The following is a 17,257-nucleotide window of genomic DNA, read 5'->3' on the forward strand; positions in this document are numbered from 1 at the left end:
CCATGAAAAAGAATGATTTAGCCGTTATGCACTGGGGCACGTATCACGTCACCACCGATGGGGACACACTGACGTCGGTCAGGCCGGTGGCGTGGGACCGTAATCCCTCTGCGATCGGGCAGTCGTTACCGGGCGCGGTGCAAAGCGAAACCCGGGTCAAAAATCCGGCCGTCAGGCTCGGTTATCTCCAGAACAGAAGCGCATCCCGCAACGGGCGCGGCAAAGAGCCGTTTGTGGAAGTGAGCTGGGATGTTGCGTTGCAGCTGGTGGCGGAGGAGCTGGAGCGTGTCAAAACAGAGCACGGCAATCAGGCGATCTACGCCGGCTCTTACGGCTGGTCGAGTGCCGGACGTTTCCATCATGCCCAGAGCCAGCTTCATCGTTTCTTTAACCACTATGGCGGCTACACCGCCAGCATCAACACCTACAGCATTGCGGCCGGTGAACGCACGCTGCCGCACATCATCGGTAACCTCGATGACTTACAACGTCACCATACCCACTGGCCGGTTCTGGCAGAGCATTGCGAACTGTTTGTGGCTATCGGGGGTTTGCCGCTGCGCAATGCGCAGGTCAATGGCGGCGGGGCTAATGACCATGCGCTTTCTCATTGGTTAACCACGCTGCGGCAGAATGGCACCCGGTTTATCAACATCAGTCCGGTCAGAAACGATCTTGCTGGGGTGGTGGATGCAGAGTGGCTGGCGATACAGCCCGGCTCCGATACGGCGCTGTTACTGGCAATCGGGCAGGTATTAATTACTGAATCTCTTTACGATGCGTCATTCACAGAACGTTACACGGTGGGCTTTGACCACTATGCCGCCTACCTGCTGGGTGAACGCGACGGGATAGCTAAAACGCCAGAATGGGCCGCTCCGCTGACCGGGCTGGCGGCCGCGGAGATCCGTGCGTTGGCACGGCAGATGGCGGCGCATAAAACGATGGTGAATATTGCCTGGTCAGTGCAGCGGGCGCGGCAGGGCGAGCAGGCTTTCTGGGCCACCGTTGCGACTACTGCTCTGCTGGGTCAGATAGGCACACCCGGCGGCGGGCTGGGCTTTGGTTACGCCTCAACCAATCTGGCCGGTGCCGCCCGGCGACAGTTTTCCGGGCCTCGTCTGCCCGCCGGTCATAATCCGGTGCAGGAGACGATTCCGGTGGCACGCATTGCCGACATGTTGCTCAATCCCGGAGGGCACTATGAGTTTGATGGGCAACAGCGGGTCTATCCCGACATCCAGCTGGTCTACTGGGCGGGCGGCAATGTCTTTCATCATCATCAGGATATCAACAAGCTGATACGCGCCTGGCAGCGGCCGGACACTGTAATTGTGCATGAGCAGTTCTGGACGGCGCAGGCAAAATTTGCCGACATCGTGCTGCCTGCGACCACGTCGCTGGAGCGTGAAGATATTGGCAGCGCCAGCAACGACGGTTTTATCATCGCCATGCCGCAGCATCTGCCGCCGTTTGCAGTTGCAAAATCGGATTACGCAATTTTTGCCGCTCTGTCGCAGCGGCTCGGTTTTGCTGACGCCTTTACGCAGGAGCGTGATGAGCGCCAGTGGCTTCAGTCACTCTATGAAGATTCCCGGCCACGCGCGGCAGCGCAGGGCATCGAACTGCCGCCCTTTGAGGCGTTCTGGTCACAGGGAGTGGTGGAGTATCCCGCGCCAGAGACGCCGCAGATCCTGCTAAAAGCGTTTCGCGATAACCCGGAGTCAGCCCCGCTCAGCACGCCGTCGGGGAAAATCGAGCTTTTTTCTCAGCAGGTGGCCGATTTCGGGTATGACGAAGCGCCCGGATTTGCCTGCTGGTATGCGCCGGAATACCAGGCGCAACAGCAGGAAAAGCAGCAGTGGCCGTTGCATCTGCTCTCCAGCCAGCCACGGACCCGGTTGCATAGTCAGTACGATCATGGACGGGTCAGCCGGGCCACCAAAATTGCCGGGCGTGAGCCACTCTGGATGCATCCTGAAGATGCTGCTGCGCGCGGCATTGAGGAGAACAGCATCGTAAAAGTCTTTAACGGACGCGGCGCGCTGCTGGCGGGTGTGCATCTGACGCAGGATATCCTGCCGGGTGTCGTACAGATGTCGACCGGCGCCTGGTATGACCCGCTCGATCAGCAGGAGGGCCAGCCGCTGGATAAACACGGCAATCCCAATGTGCTGACCCAGGATAGCGGCAGTTCACGACTCGGCCAGGGGTGCAGTGCGCAGACCTGTTTTGTCGAGATTGCGCTTTATCAACAGCCTTTGCCTGAGATTACGGCATGGTTACCGCCGGCATTCGTGGCGTGGAGCGCAGAGTAATCTGCGGGTTTAAAGCCCGCGGCGTGGTGGGATATTCCCATCCGTCGCATATACATAGCAGGATTAGTTGGTAGTTAACGCATAAATGAAATGGCAGTGTAAAGCGATTCCATGCCAACAGAGTGTCAATCATGAGCGCGTTAACCACAGCAGAATTGCCGGTAATTGATTTCGCATTATTGTCAGGTAATCAACAGCAGCAGCAACAGGTCCTGGAAAAATTAAGCCAGGCCGCGCGTGATGTCGGTTTCTTCTATTTAATCAATCACGGCATCGACCGTGAACTATTAGATGAGGTTCAGCACGTCGCGCGGAAATTTTTTGCCCTGCCACAGGCGGATAAATCCGCAGTGGCGATGGCGAACTCGCCGCATTTTCGCGGCTATAACCTGGCGGGGGTTGAAATAACCCGCAGCCAGCCTGACTATCGCGAGCAGTTTGATATTGGTGCGGAACGGGAAGCGCTGCCCGTTACCGCCGATTCACCCACCTGGCAACGGATGCAGGGGCCGAATCAGTGGCCTGAAGCTTTACCTGAACTGCAAACGGTGGTCACCCGCTGGCAGCAGCAGATGACAGCGATGGCGCTGGAGCTGCTGCGCGCCTTTGCCGGGGCACTGAATCTGCCGCGCAACGCCTTCGATAACCTCTATGGCGACTATCCCAACGAACATATCAAACTGATCCGTTATCCGGGCCGCACGGAGGGCGAATCACGCCAGGGTGTTGGCGCGCACAAAGATTCAGGCTTCCTGACGATGTTACTGCAGGACGATCAGCCGGGCTTACAGGTGGAAGTGACGCCGGACAACTGGATCGATGCCTCACCACTGCCGGGCGCGTTTGTGGTGAACATTGGCGAGCTGCTGGAGCTGGCAACCAACGGTTATCTTCGCGCAACGGTGCACCGTGTGGTGTCGCCACCGCAGAGCAGCGAGCGCTTATCCATCGCCTTTTTCCTTGGCGCGCAACTCGACGCCGTGGTGCCGATCTATCAACTGCCTCCTCAGCTGGCTGAACTGGCACAGGGACCGAGCAGCGATCCGCTTAATCCGCTGCTGCGCGAAGTGGGCTGGAACTACCTTAAAGGCCGGCTGCGTTCGCATCCGGAAGTTGCCCAGCGTTTCTACCCCGAACACAACACCCACTGATAACGATAAGAGATAAATGATGATGATTAAAAAGCGCTTTCTGGCCCTTGCCGGTCTTTCACTGCTGATTGCCCAGAGTTTACAGGCCGCGCCGCTGCGCGTAGCGGCCGATCCGCTGCCACATGCGGAAATCCTGGAGTATGTCAAAACCCTGGATCCGAAACTGGATCTCAAAATTGTTGAGCTGAGCGGGGGCGTGAATGCCAATGAGCTGCTGGCCGCCGGGGATGTGGATGCCAACTACTTCCAGCATCTGCCTTACCTGAAAGATCAGGAGAAGGCGCTGGGGAAAACCTTTGCCGTGGCCGCCAGTGTTCACATCGAGCCGCTGGGTATCTATTCGCGGAAAGTGAAAAGTTTAGCGGCGCTACCTGAAGGGGCCAGCATTGCGGTACCGAATAATACCACTAACCTGAGCCGCGCACTCTGGCTGTTGCAGGACAAAGGGGTGATCAAACTCAACGCGCAGGGTGAAACGGGTTCGACGCTGGTGACGCCGAAAGATATCAGTGATAACCCGAAGAAAATTAAGATCGTTGAGATTGAGTCGCCGCAACTGCCACGCTCGCTGGATGATGTGGATGCCGCAATTATCAACGGCAACTACGCGCTGGAAGCAGGTCTGACCCCATCGAAAGATGCGCTGGGACTGGAGTCTGCAGCACATAATCCCTACGCCAACCTGCTGGTAACGACGCCAGAACTGGCGAAAGATCCCCGCGTGTTACAGCTGGCGAAAGATCTGCGCTCGCCGCAGGTAGCGGAGTTTATCCGTAAAAATTATCAGGGCTCAGTGATTCCGGTTGCGGACCAGCAGCATGATTAAACTCAGTCATCTCAGCAAACAGTATCCTGGCGCATCTGCGCCAGCGTTAGACGACATCTCACTCACCATCGAAGAAGGGACCATCTTTGGCATCCTCGGTCGGAGCGGAGCGGGCAAAAGTACACTATTGCGCTGCCTCAATCGACTGGAGAGTCCCACCAGCGGCCTGATTGAAATTGACGGGCAGGATCTCGCTGCGATGAGCCTGGCGCAACTGCGTCAGCAGCGACAGCAGATGGGGATGATCTTCCAGCACTTCAATCTGCTGCATTCGCGCAACGTGCAGGACAACGTCGATCTGGCGCTGGAGATTGCCGGTGTGCCTGCGGCTGAACGTCGCGAGCGGGTCGCATCGCTGCTGAAACTGGTGGGGCTGGCCTCCTTTGCTGCGGCCTGGCCGTCGCAGCTCTCCGGTGGACAGAAACAGCGCGTCGGCATCGCCCGCGCGCTGGCCGCCCGACCCCGTTATCTGCTGTGCGATGAGGCGACCAGCGCGCTGGATCCCGAAACCACCACTTCGATTCTCGATCTGCTGGCCGATATTCAGCAGCAGCTCAATATCACCATTGTATTGATCACCCATGAAATGGCGGTGGTGAAGCGGATTTGTGACGGGGCGGCGCTACTTGAGAATGGCCAGCTGGTTGAGAGCGGCAGCCTGAGCCAGATCATGGGACGTGAAGAGGGACGCCTGCGCAAAATGCTGCTGAAGGATGGCGAAGCAGACCGGGCGTTTATCGAAAAATATCAGCGTGAGGCGTTAACCCGATGCGTAGCATGAGTAGTGAGCGGTTTCAGGAACTGCTGCTGAACGCCACTGGCGAAACACTGTATATGGTGTTGCTGGCGGCCCTGTTCACGGTCGCGATAGGGCTGCCGGTAGGCGTGCTGCTGTTTCTGACCCGGCCAAAAGGCATTCTGCCCAATCGCGCGATTTCACTGCTGCTGAATACGCTGGTAAATACCGGACGCGCCTTGCCGTTTGTGGTGCTGCTGATTGCGCTGATCCCCTTTACCCGTCTGCTGGTCGGCACCACGCTGGGCAGCACTGCCGCTATTGTGCCGATTACGCTGGGGGCATTTCCCTTTTTTGCCCGCATCGTGGAGAACGCGCTGGATGAGGTCGACCGCGGCCGTATAGAAGCGGTGGTATCAATGGGCGGTACCCTGTGGCATATCGTCAGCCGTGTGCTGCTGCCGGAAGCGCTTCCCGCGCTGGTGGCGGGCGTTACCCTGACGATTGTGATGTTGATTGGCTTCTCGGCGATGGCGGGCGTGGTTGGCGGTGGCGGGCTGGGCGATCTGGCGATTCGCTACGGTTATCAGCGTTTCGATAACCAAATCATGGCGGCCACCATTGTGGTGCTGCTGGCGCTGGTGATGCTGATTCAGAAACTCGGCGACCGGCTGGTGCGCTCGCTGGCTTATCGTCGATAAGGGGGAACGATGTTTCGCGTGATGTCGCCGAAAGGCTATCTGCAACAGCCAGGGCTGCGGGCCGGGGTGGGAGAAATTATCCGGCCGCTTGCCTCGCATATTCACATCTTCACCTCCCCGCGGGCCTGGCAGGCGGTGAATCCTGACATGAGCATAAGTCTGGAACGGGCGGGGATCCGCTGGCAGCTCGACACGCTGACCGGTGAGTGTACCGATGCGGCGATTGCTGCGCTGCAACAGCAGGTGCAGACGCACGGCGCTACCCTGATTCTGGCTGTGGGTGGCGGGCGGGTGCTGGACTGTGCCAAAGCAGTCAACGACGCGCTGCCGGATATCCGGCTGGTTAACTTCGCCACGCTGGCCGCCACCTGTGCCGCCTGGTCTCCGCTGGCGATTATCTATGATGAGCGCGGCGGCCATCTGCGCAGCCAGCCGCTTAATGCCATGCCGGAGCGGATTCTGGTGGACAGCGAGGTCATCGCCCGCAGCGAGGTACGCTATCTGCGGGCCGGGATCGTGGATGCGCTGGCCAAATGGTTTGAATTTGAGCCTTATCAGCGACAGACGCCGCACCAGCTGGCGCTGGATCTTAAAGTCGCAGCCGCCTGGCAGGCGGTAACGGTGCTGAAACGCTGGGGAGACACGGCGGTGGCCGATAACATCAGGCAGCAGGTCACCCCGGCGCTGGAGAAAGTGATTGAAGCCAACATTGTGCTGGCGGGGCTGGCTAACAGTATTCAGGATGAGATGGCAACCCCCGGTTTTGCCCATATCATCCACGATCGCCTGACTCACCAGCCAGAGCTGCATAACTGGCTGCATGGTGAAAAGGTCGGCTTTAGCTTGCTGGTACAATCCTGGATTGAACAGCAGGGTAAGCAGGTGGAGCCTGAACTGCTGGCGCTGCTGCGCCGTTTCCACTCGCCCCTGACGCTGCCTGCGGCGATTAACGCGGACAGGATGAGACAGATTGCGCAGCAGATCCATTTCCCCTCCGCCAGCCTGGCGCACCTTCCCTTTACGTTCGATCACCCTCTGCTGGAGCAGGCCTTGCTGGCGACTTCTGCGTTTAAACAGTAAGTGCGGTCAGCGAATCGATCAGTGGTCGCCGCTTGCTAACCTACCAATAGTAACTTACCTTTAGTAGATTAATGACTAATCAGGTAAGGTGACGACGATGCATGCATTAATAGTGACTTCCCATCCCAATCAGGACGCTCACACCCACCGCGTGGCGGGCCAGCTGGCGCAGGGCATTATCGCGACAGGCCATCATACGGCTGAAAAGACCGATCTGGCGGCAGAAGGGTTTGATCCACGTTTTACGCTCAGCGATCACAGACATTTCAACGGTCTGGCGCCGACGCCGCCCGACGTGCTGGCAGAACAGCAGCGGCTGGATCGTGCCGATGCACTGGTGCTGGTCTATCCGGTCTACTGGTGGTCATTTCCGGCACAGCTTAAAGGCTGGATAGACCGCGTCTTCATCGCGGGCTGGGCCTTTGATGAGCAGGATGGCCATATCGTAAAACGCCTCGGCCATCTTCCCGTGCATCTGGTTGCGATTGGCGCGGCTGATACCCGAACCTTTCTGCGGCGCGGCTATTTCGCCAGCATGCGGAATCAGATTGATCACGGCATCTTTGACTATTGCGGTGCGCCGGTGGTGACCAGTGAACTGTTGCTTAGCGGCGATGAAGGTTATCCTGAGTCACACTATCAGCTGGCGCATCAACTGGGCCAGCGTCTGTTCGCCCATCAGGAAAAACATGACCGTTGAAAAAACACCCCGTAAGCGTCTGACACGCGAGGCACGACGCAGGCAGTTGTCAGACGTCGCGTGGCAGATAATGCAAACCGAAGGCAGCGAGGCACTGACGCTGGCCAGAGTCGGCGACGCGGCGGGGGTCAGTAAACCGGTGGTTTATGACCACTTCACCACCCGTCATGGATTGCTGGCGGCGTTGTATGACGATTTTGATCGTCGCCAGACCGAAAAGATGGAAGCGGCGATGAATGCCGCACCGATGGTGATGCAACAAAAAGCGGAAGTGCTTGCGGCCTGTTATGTGGATTGTGTGATGACGGAGGGGCGTGAGATTCCGGAGTTGCTGTCAGCGCTCAGCACCTCACCGGAACTGGCTGCCGTCAAACGCCACTATCAGCTCGACTTTATCGCCCGCTGTCAGCGCTGGTTTGCCCCTCTGGCAGGCAGCAGCGGTATTCCGGAAGCAGGCATGTGGGGCTTGCTGGGGGGCGCGGATGCCATCGCAGGCGCGGTGGCACGCGGCGATGTCAGCAAACCGGAAGGAGAGCAGGCGATCACTGCCATGGTCGTGGCGCTGGTGGCAGGCAGCCGTGCGTCGGAATCGGATTAGCATAAAAAAGGCGGCCCGCAGGCCGCCGAATCCTTCAACCACAACAGGCGTTGTGTAAGTAGTGGCAACGTACAATGATGATCGTTTTAGCCTTTCACCCCGCCCGCGGTTAAACCGCTCACCAGCCAGCGCTGCGCCAGCAGGAAAACCAGGGTGATCGGAATCGCGGAGAGCACCGCCGCAGCGGCGAAATCGCCCCACAGATAGTTCTGCGGATTGAGGTACTGCTGCATCCCGACCGCCAGGGTGTAGCTGTTTACATCTCGCAGCAGCAGCGAGGCGACCGGCACTTCAGTCACCGCGGCGATAAACGCCAGAATAAACACCACCGCCAGAATCGGCACCGACAGCGGCAGCAGCACCAGCCGGAACGCCTGCCACGGCGTTGCGCCATCCAGCGCGGCGGCCTCTTCCAGTGACCCGTCGATAGTTTCGAAATAGCCTTTGATAGTCCAGACATGCAGCGCGATACCGCCCAGATAGGCGAATATCACCCCACCGTGGGTATTCAGCCCGATAAAAGGCAGATACTGACCGAGACGATCAAACAGGGCATAGAGCGCCACCAGCGACAGCACCGCCGGGAACATCTGGAAAATCAGCATTCCTTTTAGCAGGCTTGCACGGCCGGTAAAGCGCATACGGGCAAAGGCATAGGCGCAGGTGGTAGAGAGCGCCACGATGCCCAGCGCACTGATTGCCGCAATCTTGATCGAGTTCCATAACCAGAGCAGCACCGGGAAGGGCGGCGGTGTCACCCGGCCATCCGCATGTTCCACGCTGAAACCCAGCGCCAGACGCCAGTGCTCCCACGAGATCTGCTCCGGGATCAGGCTGCCGGTGGCGAAGTTCCCGGCACGCAGCGAAATCGCAATCACCATCAGCAGGGGAAAGAGAATCGCCGCGATAAATAACAGCAGCAGCAGATGCGTGGTGAACAGACGCAGCCGTTGCGATTTCGGTTGTACCATAGCCATAACAACTCCTCTGAGCCTGGTCCATCAGGCTATTTTATTTGTCAGTCTGAACCCGGGCAGTGCTCACAATCCTCACCTCCCAGGTTGCGGTTGTTCCACGCTCTTCGCGTCCGGACTGCCTGCAACCATGACGCCTGTCGGGCCAGGCGCTTAGTCGAATTTCATCCGCGAGGCTTTCAGGTTAATCACCGCCAGCGCACCCACCAGCAGGAAGATCAGCGTGGCGATAGCGGCGGCCAGCCCAAAGTCCTGCCCGCCGCCGCCTTCAAAGGCGATACGCCAGGTGTAGTTCACCAGCAAATCGGTGTAACCGGCTGGCGTGGTGGTGCCGAGGCGATCCGGCCCGCCGTTGGTGAGTAACTGCACCAGCACAAAGTTATTAAAGTTAAAGGCAAAGCTGGCGATCATCAGCGGCATCAGTGGTTTCAGCAGCAGCGGCAAGGTAATCAGGAAGAAGTTCTGCAGCGGTCCTGCACCGTCCATCGCCGAGGCTTCATAGAGATCGTCCGGAATCGCCTTCAGCAGGCCCATGCAGAGGATCATCATGTAGGGGTAGCCGAGCCAGGTATTGACGATAATCAGCATGGTGCGCGCCAGCGTCGGGTCGCTGAACCAGGCCGGCTTCACGCCAAACAGCGCGCTGAGCATCACGTTGATTTCACCAAAGCTCTGGTTGAACAGTCCTTTGAAAATCAGGATCGAGATAAACGCCGGCACGGCATAGGGCAGAATCAGCATTACCCGATAGACCGCTTTGCCGCGCAACGCCTCCCACTGCACCAGACAGGCCAGCACCATGCCCACCGCGACGGTCAGTACCACGGTGATCAGCGAGAAGAGTAGCGTCCAGCCAAATATCGCCAGGAACGGCTTCTGAATCCCTTCGTCAGTAAACACCCGCACGAAGTTTTTCCAGCCGGTATTCACGGTAAAGCCGGGACTCAGGGTTTCGTTCGCCCAACTGCCGTCGGCGTTAATCGCCTGGTAGAAACCAGTCTGCGGATTAGCACGATAGCGCGCGTTGCTCTGCTGGTTGATCAGCTCATCCTGCGCATCCATCCGATAGAGTGGCTGGGTGCCGGAGAACTGGCGCAGCGAACTCATCCGTAACTGACGACCATCCGGCATTTCCGCCCGGATCTGGCTCAGTGCCTGACGATGGGTCGTGATCGCTCTGAAGTTCGCCCGTTCACCTGACGGTGGTGCGGCAGGGGCCATTTTCAGCGTCTGTTCAGCGCCAAACTGAAACGGCGGCGAAACATAGTCTTTGCCATCATTCAGCACCAACTGCCAGCGATCGCCGGCCTGGAACAGAGAAAAACTGACTGCTTCACCCGACTGGAAGGTGCGTCCCAGCAAAACCTGTTGCGCCCGTTCAAAGGTGAGCTGGTTGCTGCTGCTGTAGTTGGTAAAGGCAATGGCAATTGTGCAGGCAAGGGGAAACAGTACAAACAGCGCCATTCCCGCCACGCCGGGATAGACATAACGCCACGCATAGGCGCGACGGTTAGCAAAAATCCACAGTCCGGTCGCACTGAGGATCAGCGTCAGCAGCGCAAACAGATATTCGCCCTGCGCGTACATCAGCACCAGCAGATAGCCGACCAGCAGACAGCAGATCCCGATGAGAACGCTTTTCAACAGCACACTGCGCGTTTTCGGTTTTCCTGACATGATGCGGTTTTCCTTAACGGTCACTCAAGCCGGGTTGCCCCGGCTGCAAGGGGAGAATTACTTCTTCAGACGGGCCTGAGCATCTTTCAGTGCGGCGTCGACGCTCTGACGACCGCTAAGCGCGTTCAGGGTAGCGGTGCGCATCGCATACCAGAATGCCGCCATCTGCGGGATATTCGGCATGATGTCACCCTGACGGGCGTTGTTCATGGTGGCGGCGATACGCGAATCTTTTTCCAGCGTCTGCTGGAAAGATTTCAGCGCCACAGCACCCAGCGGCTTATCTTTGTTGACCGCATCCAGACCGGTGTCAGTCAGCAGATAATTCTCCAGGAACTCTTTCGCCAGCTCTTTGTTAGGACTGGCGGCGTTGATCCCGGCACTCAGCACGCCGACAAAGGCTTTCGACGGTTTACCGTTCAGGGTTGGCAATTCGGTGACGCCATAGTCGATGCCGCTTTTGTCGAGGTTGCCCCACGCCCACGGACCATTAATGGTCATGGCGGTTTCGCCCTTGTTAAAGGCGGCCTCAGCAATCGAATAATCGGTGTCCGCATTCAGGGTTTTGGCTTTAACCTGATCGACCAGGAACTGCATGCCCGCTTTAGCTCCGGCGTTATCGACGCCGACATCCTTCACGTCATAATGTCCGTCGGTGAGCTTAAAGGCGTAAGCCCCGCCTGCGGCCAGCAGCGGCCAGGTGAAGTAGGGTTCCTGCAGGTTAAACATGATGGCGCTTTTGCCTTTGGCGCGCAGTTGCTTGTCGAGACCGGCGATCTCTTCCCAGGTTTTTGGCGGGGTCGGCAGCAGCTTTTTGTTGTAGATCAGTGACAGCGACTCAACGGAAATCGGGTAGCCAATCAGCTTGCCGTCAAAGCGCACCGCGTCCCAGGTGAACGGGAAAATCTTCTCGCGGAAGCTGGCATCCGGCGTGATCTCAGCCAGCAGGCCGGACTGCGCGTAGCCGCCGAAACGGTCATGTGCCCAGAAGATAATATCCGGGCCATCGCCGGTCGCTGCGACCTGCGGATACTTCTCTTCCATTTTGTCAGGATGTTCGACCGTGACTTTGATGCCGGTCTCCTGCTCAAATTTCTTACCCACTTCGGCAAGGCCGTTGTAGCCCTTGTCACCGTTGATCCAGATGACCAGTTTACCTTCCTCAATTTTTGCCATCGCGCTGGCCGAAAAGAGCACGGCAGAGAGGGCAGAAAGGGCCAGAATTCTTGCTCCGGTTTTCATCGTCATAAATCCATCCTGTTAGCGGAAGTGGTGAATGCTGTACCGGCATCATTGTGCTTATCCGCCACGGCTTCTCATCCTCCTCTGCTCTACGCCCCTCGGCCTGCCGCTGTGATCGCGCTGGCAAAAAGCCCCTCAAGCGGGCGCTTACGCGGCAAAAATTCCTGCGGGTCTGCGTTAGCGATCACAAAAAAGCGCGTCAGCGTGCGGGCCGCGGCGTCAGCCCGCGTTTCTCCTCCTCCCGCCTCCTCCCCCAGCGGAATGCATTGCGGTGGAGGATGTTACCGTCAGTTTCCTCTCGCATAGTGAGCCCCGGAACCCGTCTGCCGCTGGGCAGACACGACTATGCAGCTAAGAGGGAAGGGATCATGGCGAGCGTTGTGTTACGCAATGTCACGAAAGCCTGGGGCGATACGGTGGTGTCGAAAGATATCGATCTCACTATTCGTGAAGGGGAATTTGTTGTTTTCGTCGGCCCATCAGGCTGTGGCAAATCGACGCTGCTACGCATGATTGCCGGACTGGAGACCATCACCAGCGGCGAGCTGTTAATCGGCGACCGGCGCATGAATGAAGTGCCGCCCGCCGAACGCGGCATCGGCATGGTGTTTCAGTCCTATGCGCTCTATCCCCATCTGTCGGTGGCGGAGAACATGTCTTTTGGCCTCAAACTGGCCGGGGTGAAAAAAGCGGAGATCCAGCAGCGGGTTAATCAGGTGGCGGAGATTCTGCAACTGGCGCATCTGCTCGATCGCCGTCCTAAAGCCCTCTCTGGCGGGCAGCGTCAGCGCGTGGCGATTGGCCGCACGCTGGTGGCGGAACCGCGCGTCTTCCTGCTGGATGAACCACTGTCGAACCTTGACGCCGCGCTGCGCGTTCAGATGCGCATTGAGATCTCCCGTCTGCATAAGCGCCTCAAACGCACCATGATTTACGTGACCCACGATCAGATCGAAGCGATGACGCTGGCCGACAAAATCGTGGTGCTGGACGCCGGACGCATTGCGCAGGTCGGCAAGCCGCTTGAGCTGTACCACTATCCCGCCAACCGCTTTGTCGCAGGATTTATCGGCTCACCAAAAATGAATTTCCTGCCGGTCAAAGTGACCGCCACCGCCATCGATCAGGTTCAGGTGCGGCTGCCGAATCAGCAGCTGGTCTGGCTGCCGGTTGACAGCGCCGGTGTGCAGGTCGGCAGCAACATGTCACTGGGTATTCGCCCGGAACATCTGCTCTCCAGCGATATCGCCGACGTCACCCTGGAAGGGGAAGTGCAGGTGGTGGAACAGCTGGGGCATGAAACACAGATCCACATCGAGATTCCCGCTATCCGTCAGAACCTGGTTTACCGCCAGGAGGACGTCGTGCTGGTAAAAGAGGGCGCCATCCTCGGTATTGGCCTGCCGCCCGAGCGTTGTCACCTGTTCCGCGAGGACGGGAGCGCGTGCCGCAGGCTGTATCAGGAGCCGGGTGTATAGCCCTGCCAAAAACAATAAAAGCAATGACCTCAGGAGATAGAAAATGTTAACTCTGCGCAAACTTCCCATCGCCGTTGCCGTCGCGGTGGGAACCCTCTCCGCCCCGACGATGGCGGTTGATTTTACCGGTTACGCCCGTTCCGGCATTGGCTGGACCGGCAGCGGTGGTGAACAGCAATGTTTCCAGGCCACCGGTGCCCAAAGTAAATACCGTCTGGGCAACGAATGTGAAACCTACGCCGAACTGAAATTAGGCCAGGAAGTGTGGAAAGAGGGCGACAAAAGCTTCTATTTCGACACCAACGTGGCTTACTCCGTGGCACAGCAGAATGACTGGGAAGCCACATCGCCCGCCTTCCGTGAAGCCAACGTAAAAGGTAAAAACCTGATCGACGCGCTGCCAGGCTCTACCATCTGGGCCGGTAAGCGTTTCTATCAGCGTCATGACGTCCATATGATCGACTTCTACTACTGGGATATTTCCGGTCCGGGTGCCGGTCTGGAAGATGTCGATCTCGGCTTCGGTAAACTCTCTTTCGCCGCAACCCGTTCATCTGAAGCGGGCGGCTCTTACACCTTCTCCAGCGATCGTATCCGTGACTTCGCCTCCAGCACTGCCAACGACGTGTTTGATGTGCGTCTGGCCGGTCTGGAAACCAACACCAACGGCGTGCTGGAGCTGGGTGTCGACTACGGTCGTGCCAACGCCCGTGACGACTATCGTCTGGAAGAGGGTGCCTCTAAAGATGGCTGGATGTTCACTGCTGAACATACCCAGAGCATGCTGAAGGGCTACAACAAATTCGTGTTGCAGTATGCCACCGATGCGCTGACCTCTCAGGGCAAAGGCGTGCCGCAGGGCACCAGCCTCAATAACAATGGTGACATGTACCGCATCCTCGACCACGGTGCGATCTCGCTGGCCGAACGCTGGGATCTGATGTACGTCGCTATGTACCAGAACATCGATCTGGACAACAACCGCGGCACCGAGTGGTACACCGTGGGTGTGCGTCCGATGTACAAATGGACGCCGATTATGAGCACGTTGCTGGAACTGGGCTACGACAACGTCAAATCACAGCAGGCTAACGAGCGCAACGGCCAGTACAAAGTGACGCTGGCGCAGCAGTGGCAGGCGGGCGACAGCATCTGGTCACGTCCGGCTCTGCGTCTGTTCGCGACCTACGCCAAATGGGATGAAAAGTGGGGTTACAACAAAGATAACTCAGGCGATCTCACCACCTTCGCCTCTGCGGACACCAGCGGCAACGGCATCCTGACCAACAGCCGTGGTAAAGACGATGAAGTGACCTTCGGCGCGCAGATGGAAATCTGGTGGTAAGCCAGCACCTTTTCTGACAGGCGCGCCTGCGCCTGATGGATCTCTTTGGTCGCGGTGTGCCATTGCCTGGTTCACGCCGCGACCTGCAATAAGGTAGACATAATGAAAATGAAAAAACTGGCTGCACTCTGCCTGAGTGCGGCGTTGCTGACAGGACACGCGCTTCCCGCCCTGGCGGATGTCAATCTGGTGCCGCAGGATCTCTCGTCCGCACCGGTCGTGGCACCCGAGACACTGCAACGCCTGAGCTGGCAACCGCTGTCTGCTTCTCAGACACAGACCACAAAACTTGCTAACAGCGGACAGACGCTGAATGCGCCACACATTGCCGGTCCGGTCGCGGCCTACAGTCTGCCCGCCAATATCGGCGAACTGACGCTGACGCTGAGCAGTGAAGTGGCGAACGGTCAGGTTTTCGCACCGAACGTGCTGGTGCTGGATGAAAACCTGCGTCCTGCAGCCTGGTTCCCCAGCCGCTACTTTACCTATCAGAAGCCGGGCGTGATGGCGGCAGATCGGCTGGAAGGGGTGATGAAATTAACCCCGGCGCTGGGTCAGCAAAAAATCTACCTGCTGGTGTTCACCACCGACAGCGATCTGACGCAAACCACCACGCTGCTTGACCCGGCCAAGGCCTACGCCCAGGGCACCGGTCATGCGGTACCGGATATTCCCGATCCCGTCGCCCGCCACAGCCGGGAAGGGACAATCAAGCTGAAGATGCAGACCAGCTCCGGCTCATCCATTCTGGTCGGGCCGCTGTTTGGTTCATCCGGCCCGAGCGCGGTGACCGTCGGCAATACCGCACCGGCGTCCGCGTACAGCGCAGCACCGGCGCCTGCACCCTCAGCAGCGCCCGCGCCAAAAGCCCGTGCGGAACCGATCATGAGCGATACCGAGAGTTACTTTAACCAGAAGATCAGACAGGCGGTGAACAGCGGTAATATCGATAAGGCGCTGAAACTGCTGGATGAAGCCGAGCGGCTGGGTTCCACCTCTGCCCGGCAGACCTTTATCAGTAGTGTTAAAGGCAAGGGGTGAAACTGCCCCGACAATACTGATGTTGTTCCATCTGGTGCGCTGCGGCGCACCTTTTTTTGTTACAGAGCTCCTGATTGCATGATTTTTTTGCGTGGTTTTACGCATTGCGTAAGTCATGCTGTGGGCAATAGCGTTTGATGAATATAGGCTAACTAAGCTGTTTCAGGGATGACTTTTCTGGAGGCTATATGCGAAGTTACACGACAACACAGGCCCGAAAATATCTTGCTGAAATCATGGATATCGTGATGGCGGGTGAGCCTGTGATTATCACCCGCCGGGGCGGCTCTGCTGCTGTGCTTATTAGTCGCGAAGAGTTTGATATCTGGCAGGAAATAAAACAGGGCGCCAATTTTTCAGGCGATACGGAAAAGCATAATCAGAAACTTTTAATGAAGACTTAGTAACAAAACATTCGCTCTTATCGCGATCAATGCATTTGCATTACCAATGTTACTGCATCACTGCTGACTTATCCTGGTTAATAATAGTGAGAATCCACGATGGGAACTCTGACTCAGGCAAACATCTCTCTGCGTGCTTCATCAAAACTGACAGCCCGCGGACAGACCACCATCCCTGCCGCAGTTCGTGATGCGATGAATCTGCAACCTGGTGAGAATATCGAATACGCTGTTCTGCCGGGCGGCAAAGTCCTTATTACCCGTCAGGAAACGGTGGCTGATGATGCTCCAGTGAAGGCGAGCTTTCTGAGTTTTCTTCCTGCTGACAGGCGCAACACGGCTGCAAATATTAAAATGCTGGATCGAGGATTATTAACTCGCATTACATCGTTGACCGAAGGTATGGACGTTGATTTGGATGCTCCACTCATGGACGATGAGTAATTAAGTATGGAAGACAGCACGGTTATAAATGGATGGCACGTTTATGTTCATCCCTGTTTTGAATCGCAACTGATTGCGCTGACCAATGAAGTGGAGTTACTCAGGGCTAAATATCCTGAAAGTTACCAGCGAAAAGCGACGACGAAGCTTTTAGCCGCTGTGTTTAAAGTTATCAATAGTGAGATTTGCGCCGATCCACATCAGGCAAAATTTCGCCAGGGCGATACGCTGGGAGAACAAAATAAGCATTGGTTCCGTGCAAAGTTTTTGATGCAGTATCGTTTGTTCTTTAGATTCAGCGAGCAACATAAAACCATCATCCTTGCATGGATGAATGACGCTGAGATCAAATGTGCTTATGGCAGTAAGCGTGACGCCTATAAAGTATTTTCAGGAATGTTGCATAACGGCTATCCATCTGACGACTGGGCATTGCTGTTAAAGCAATCTCAGGATTGGGCGAAGATAAATTCTTAAGTTCATTAAATCCTGAACAGAATCCGGTGTGCTTTTTTCAGACGCTCGTGCTCAGGGTGATCTTA

17 protein-coding genes are annotated in these 17,257 nt (G+C 57.2%); 14 read left to right on the forward strand and 3 right to left on the reverse strand.

The features are described from left to right. Positions 1 to 2: 2 nt before the first annotated feature. The 8 genes from GVJ63_RS09685 to GVJ63_RS09720 all read left to right on the forward strand — a co-directional run bounded on the left by GVJ63_RS09685 (position 3) and on the right by GVJ63_RS09720 (position 8,110). Positions 3 to 2,318, forward strand: a complete 2,316-nt coding sequence (locus tag GVJ63_RS09685) for a molybdopterin-dependent oxidoreductase (RefSeq protein WP_159226767.1) — start codon at positions 3 to 5, stop codon at positions 2,316 to 2,318. A gap of 131 nt (positions 2,319 to 2,449) precedes the next feature. Then, the gene (locus GVJ63_RS09690; protein ID WP_159226768.1) at positions 2,450 to 3,469 is read left to right on the forward strand and encodes an isopenicillin N synthase family oxygenase; all 1,020 of its coding nucleotides are present in this window, start codon (positions 2,450 to 2,452) and stop codon (positions 3,467 to 3,469) included. A 22-nt stretch (positions 3,470 to 3,491) separates the two neighbouring features. After that, positions 3,492 to 4,295: a MetQ/NlpA family ABC transporter substrate-binding protein gene (locus GVJ63_RS09695; protein WP_033780393.1), complete on the forward strand. Its 804-nt coding sequence runs from the start codon at positions 3,492 to 3,494 to the stop codon at positions 4,293 to 4,295. After that, complete coding sequence (locus GVJ63_RS09700; protein ID WP_010670747.1) at positions 4,288 to 5,076, forward strand: methionine ABC transporter ATP-binding protein; 789 nt, start codon at positions 4,288 to 4,290, stop codon at positions 5,074 to 5,076. The genes GVJ63_RS09695 and GVJ63_RS09700 overlap by 8 nt, the downstream gene beginning before the upstream one ends. Next, positions 5,064 to 5,732, forward strand: coding sequence for a methionine ABC transporter permease (locus GVJ63_RS09705; protein ID WP_022624728.1), 669 nt, complete (start codon positions 5,064 to 5,066; stop codon positions 5,730 to 5,732). The genes GVJ63_RS09700 and GVJ63_RS09705 overlap by 13 nt, the downstream gene beginning before the upstream one ends. A gap of 9 nt (positions 5,733 to 5,741) precedes the next feature. After that, positions 5,742 to 6,812, forward strand: coding sequence for an iron-containing alcohol dehydrogenase family protein (locus tag GVJ63_RS09710; RefSeq protein ID WP_159226769.1), 1,071 nt, complete (start codon positions 5,742 to 5,744; stop codon positions 6,810 to 6,812). Between the two features lie 97 nt (positions 6,813 to 6,909). Then, positions 6,910 to 7,512 carry an NAD(P)H-dependent oxidoreductase gene (locus GVJ63_RS09715; RefSeq protein WP_159226770.1) on the forward strand — a complete coding sequence of 201 codons (603 nt, stop codon included), beginning with the start codon at positions 6,910 to 6,912 and terminating at the stop codon, positions 7,510 to 7,512. Beyond that, complete coding sequence (locus GVJ63_RS09720; RefSeq protein WP_122889333.1) at positions 7,502 to 8,110, forward strand: TetR/AcrR family transcriptional regulator; 609 nt, start codon at positions 7,502 to 7,504, stop codon at positions 8,108 to 8,110. The genes GVJ63_RS09715 and GVJ63_RS09720 overlap by 11 nt, the downstream gene beginning before the upstream one ends. Before the next feature lie 86 nt (positions 8,111 to 8,196). On the opposite strand, the gene malG is transcribed toward GVJ63_RS09720, so the two are convergent. From malG to malE, 3 genes are all read right to left on the reverse strand, one after another. After that, positions 8,197 to 9,087, reverse strand: a complete 891-nt coding sequence (gene malG, locus GVJ63_RS09725; protein WP_010247369.1) for a maltose ABC transporter permease MalG — start codon at positions 9,085 to 9,087, stop codon at positions 8,197 to 8,199. 150 nt (positions 9,088 to 9,237) lie between these two features. Next, on the reverse strand, positions 9,238 to 10,761 hold the full coding sequence (malF, locus tag GVJ63_RS09730; RefSeq protein WP_159226771.1) for a maltose ABC transporter permease MalF: 1,524 nt from the start codon (positions 10,759 to 10,761) through the stop codon (positions 9,238 to 9,240). A gap of 57 nt (positions 10,762 to 10,818) precedes the next feature. Continuing rightward, positions 10,819 to 12,009 carry a maltose/maltodextrin ABC transporter substrate-binding protein MalE gene (malE, locus tag GVJ63_RS09735; RefSeq protein ID WP_200843114.1) on the reverse strand — a complete coding sequence of 397 codons (1,191 nt, stop codon included), beginning with the start codon at positions 12,007 to 12,009 and terminating at the stop codon, positions 10,819 to 10,821. A 362-nt stretch (positions 12,010 to 12,371) separates the two neighbouring features. Here malE and malK point away from each other — a divergent pair, with 362 nt between their 5' ends. The 6 genes from malK (at position 12,372) to GVJ63_RS09765 (ending at position 17,192) form a co-directional block, all read left to right on the forward strand. Then, positions 12,372 to 13,481, forward strand: coding sequence for a maltose/maltodextrin ABC transporter ATP-binding protein MalK (gene malK / locus GVJ63_RS09740; protein ID WP_010247360.1), 1,110 nt, complete (start codon positions 12,372 to 12,374; stop codon positions 13,479 to 13,481). Positions 13,482 to 13,524: 43 nt separating this feature from the next. Beyond that, positions 13,525 to 14,826 carry a maltoporin gene (locus GVJ63_RS09745; RefSeq protein WP_158132273.1) on the forward strand — a complete coding sequence of 434 codons (1,302 nt, stop codon included), beginning with the start codon at positions 13,525 to 13,527 and terminating at the stop codon, positions 14,824 to 14,826. A gap of 102 nt (positions 14,827 to 14,928) precedes the next feature. Continuing rightward, on the forward strand, positions 14,929 to 15,867 hold the full coding sequence (malM, locus tag GVJ63_RS09750; RefSeq protein ID WP_122889335.1) for a maltose operon protein MalM: 939 nt from the start codon (positions 14,929 to 14,931) through the stop codon (positions 15,865 to 15,867). Positions 15,868 to 16,055: 188 nt separating this feature from the next. Continuing rightward, positions 16,056 to 16,271, forward strand: coding sequence for a type II toxin-antitoxin system Phd/YefM family antitoxin (locus GVJ63_RS09755; protein ID WP_033780170.1), 216 nt, complete (start codon positions 16,056 to 16,058; stop codon positions 16,269 to 16,271). Positions 16,272 to 16,370: 99 nt separating this feature from the next. Continuing rightward, positions 16,371 to 16,715 carry a type II toxin-antitoxin system PrlF family antitoxin gene (locus tag GVJ63_RS09760; protein ID WP_158132276.1) on the forward strand — a complete coding sequence of 115 codons (345 nt, stop codon included), beginning with the start codon at positions 16,371 to 16,373 and terminating at the stop codon, positions 16,713 to 16,715. A gap of 6 nt (positions 16,716 to 16,721) precedes the next feature. Next, a complete protein-coding gene (locus GVJ63_RS09765) occupies positions 16,722 to 17,192 on the forward strand; it encodes a type II toxin-antitoxin system YhaV family toxin (protein ID WP_122889337.1) in 471 nt (156 codons plus the stop codon). Positions 17,193 to 17,257: the final 65 nt, after the last annotated feature.

Origin of the sequence: Pantoea sp. 18059 (assembly GCF_902706165.1) — a bacterium.
GTDB classification, from domain to species: domain Bacteria; phylum Pseudomonadota; class Gammaproteobacteria; order Enterobacterales; family Enterobacteriaceae; genus Pantoea; species Pantoea agglomerans.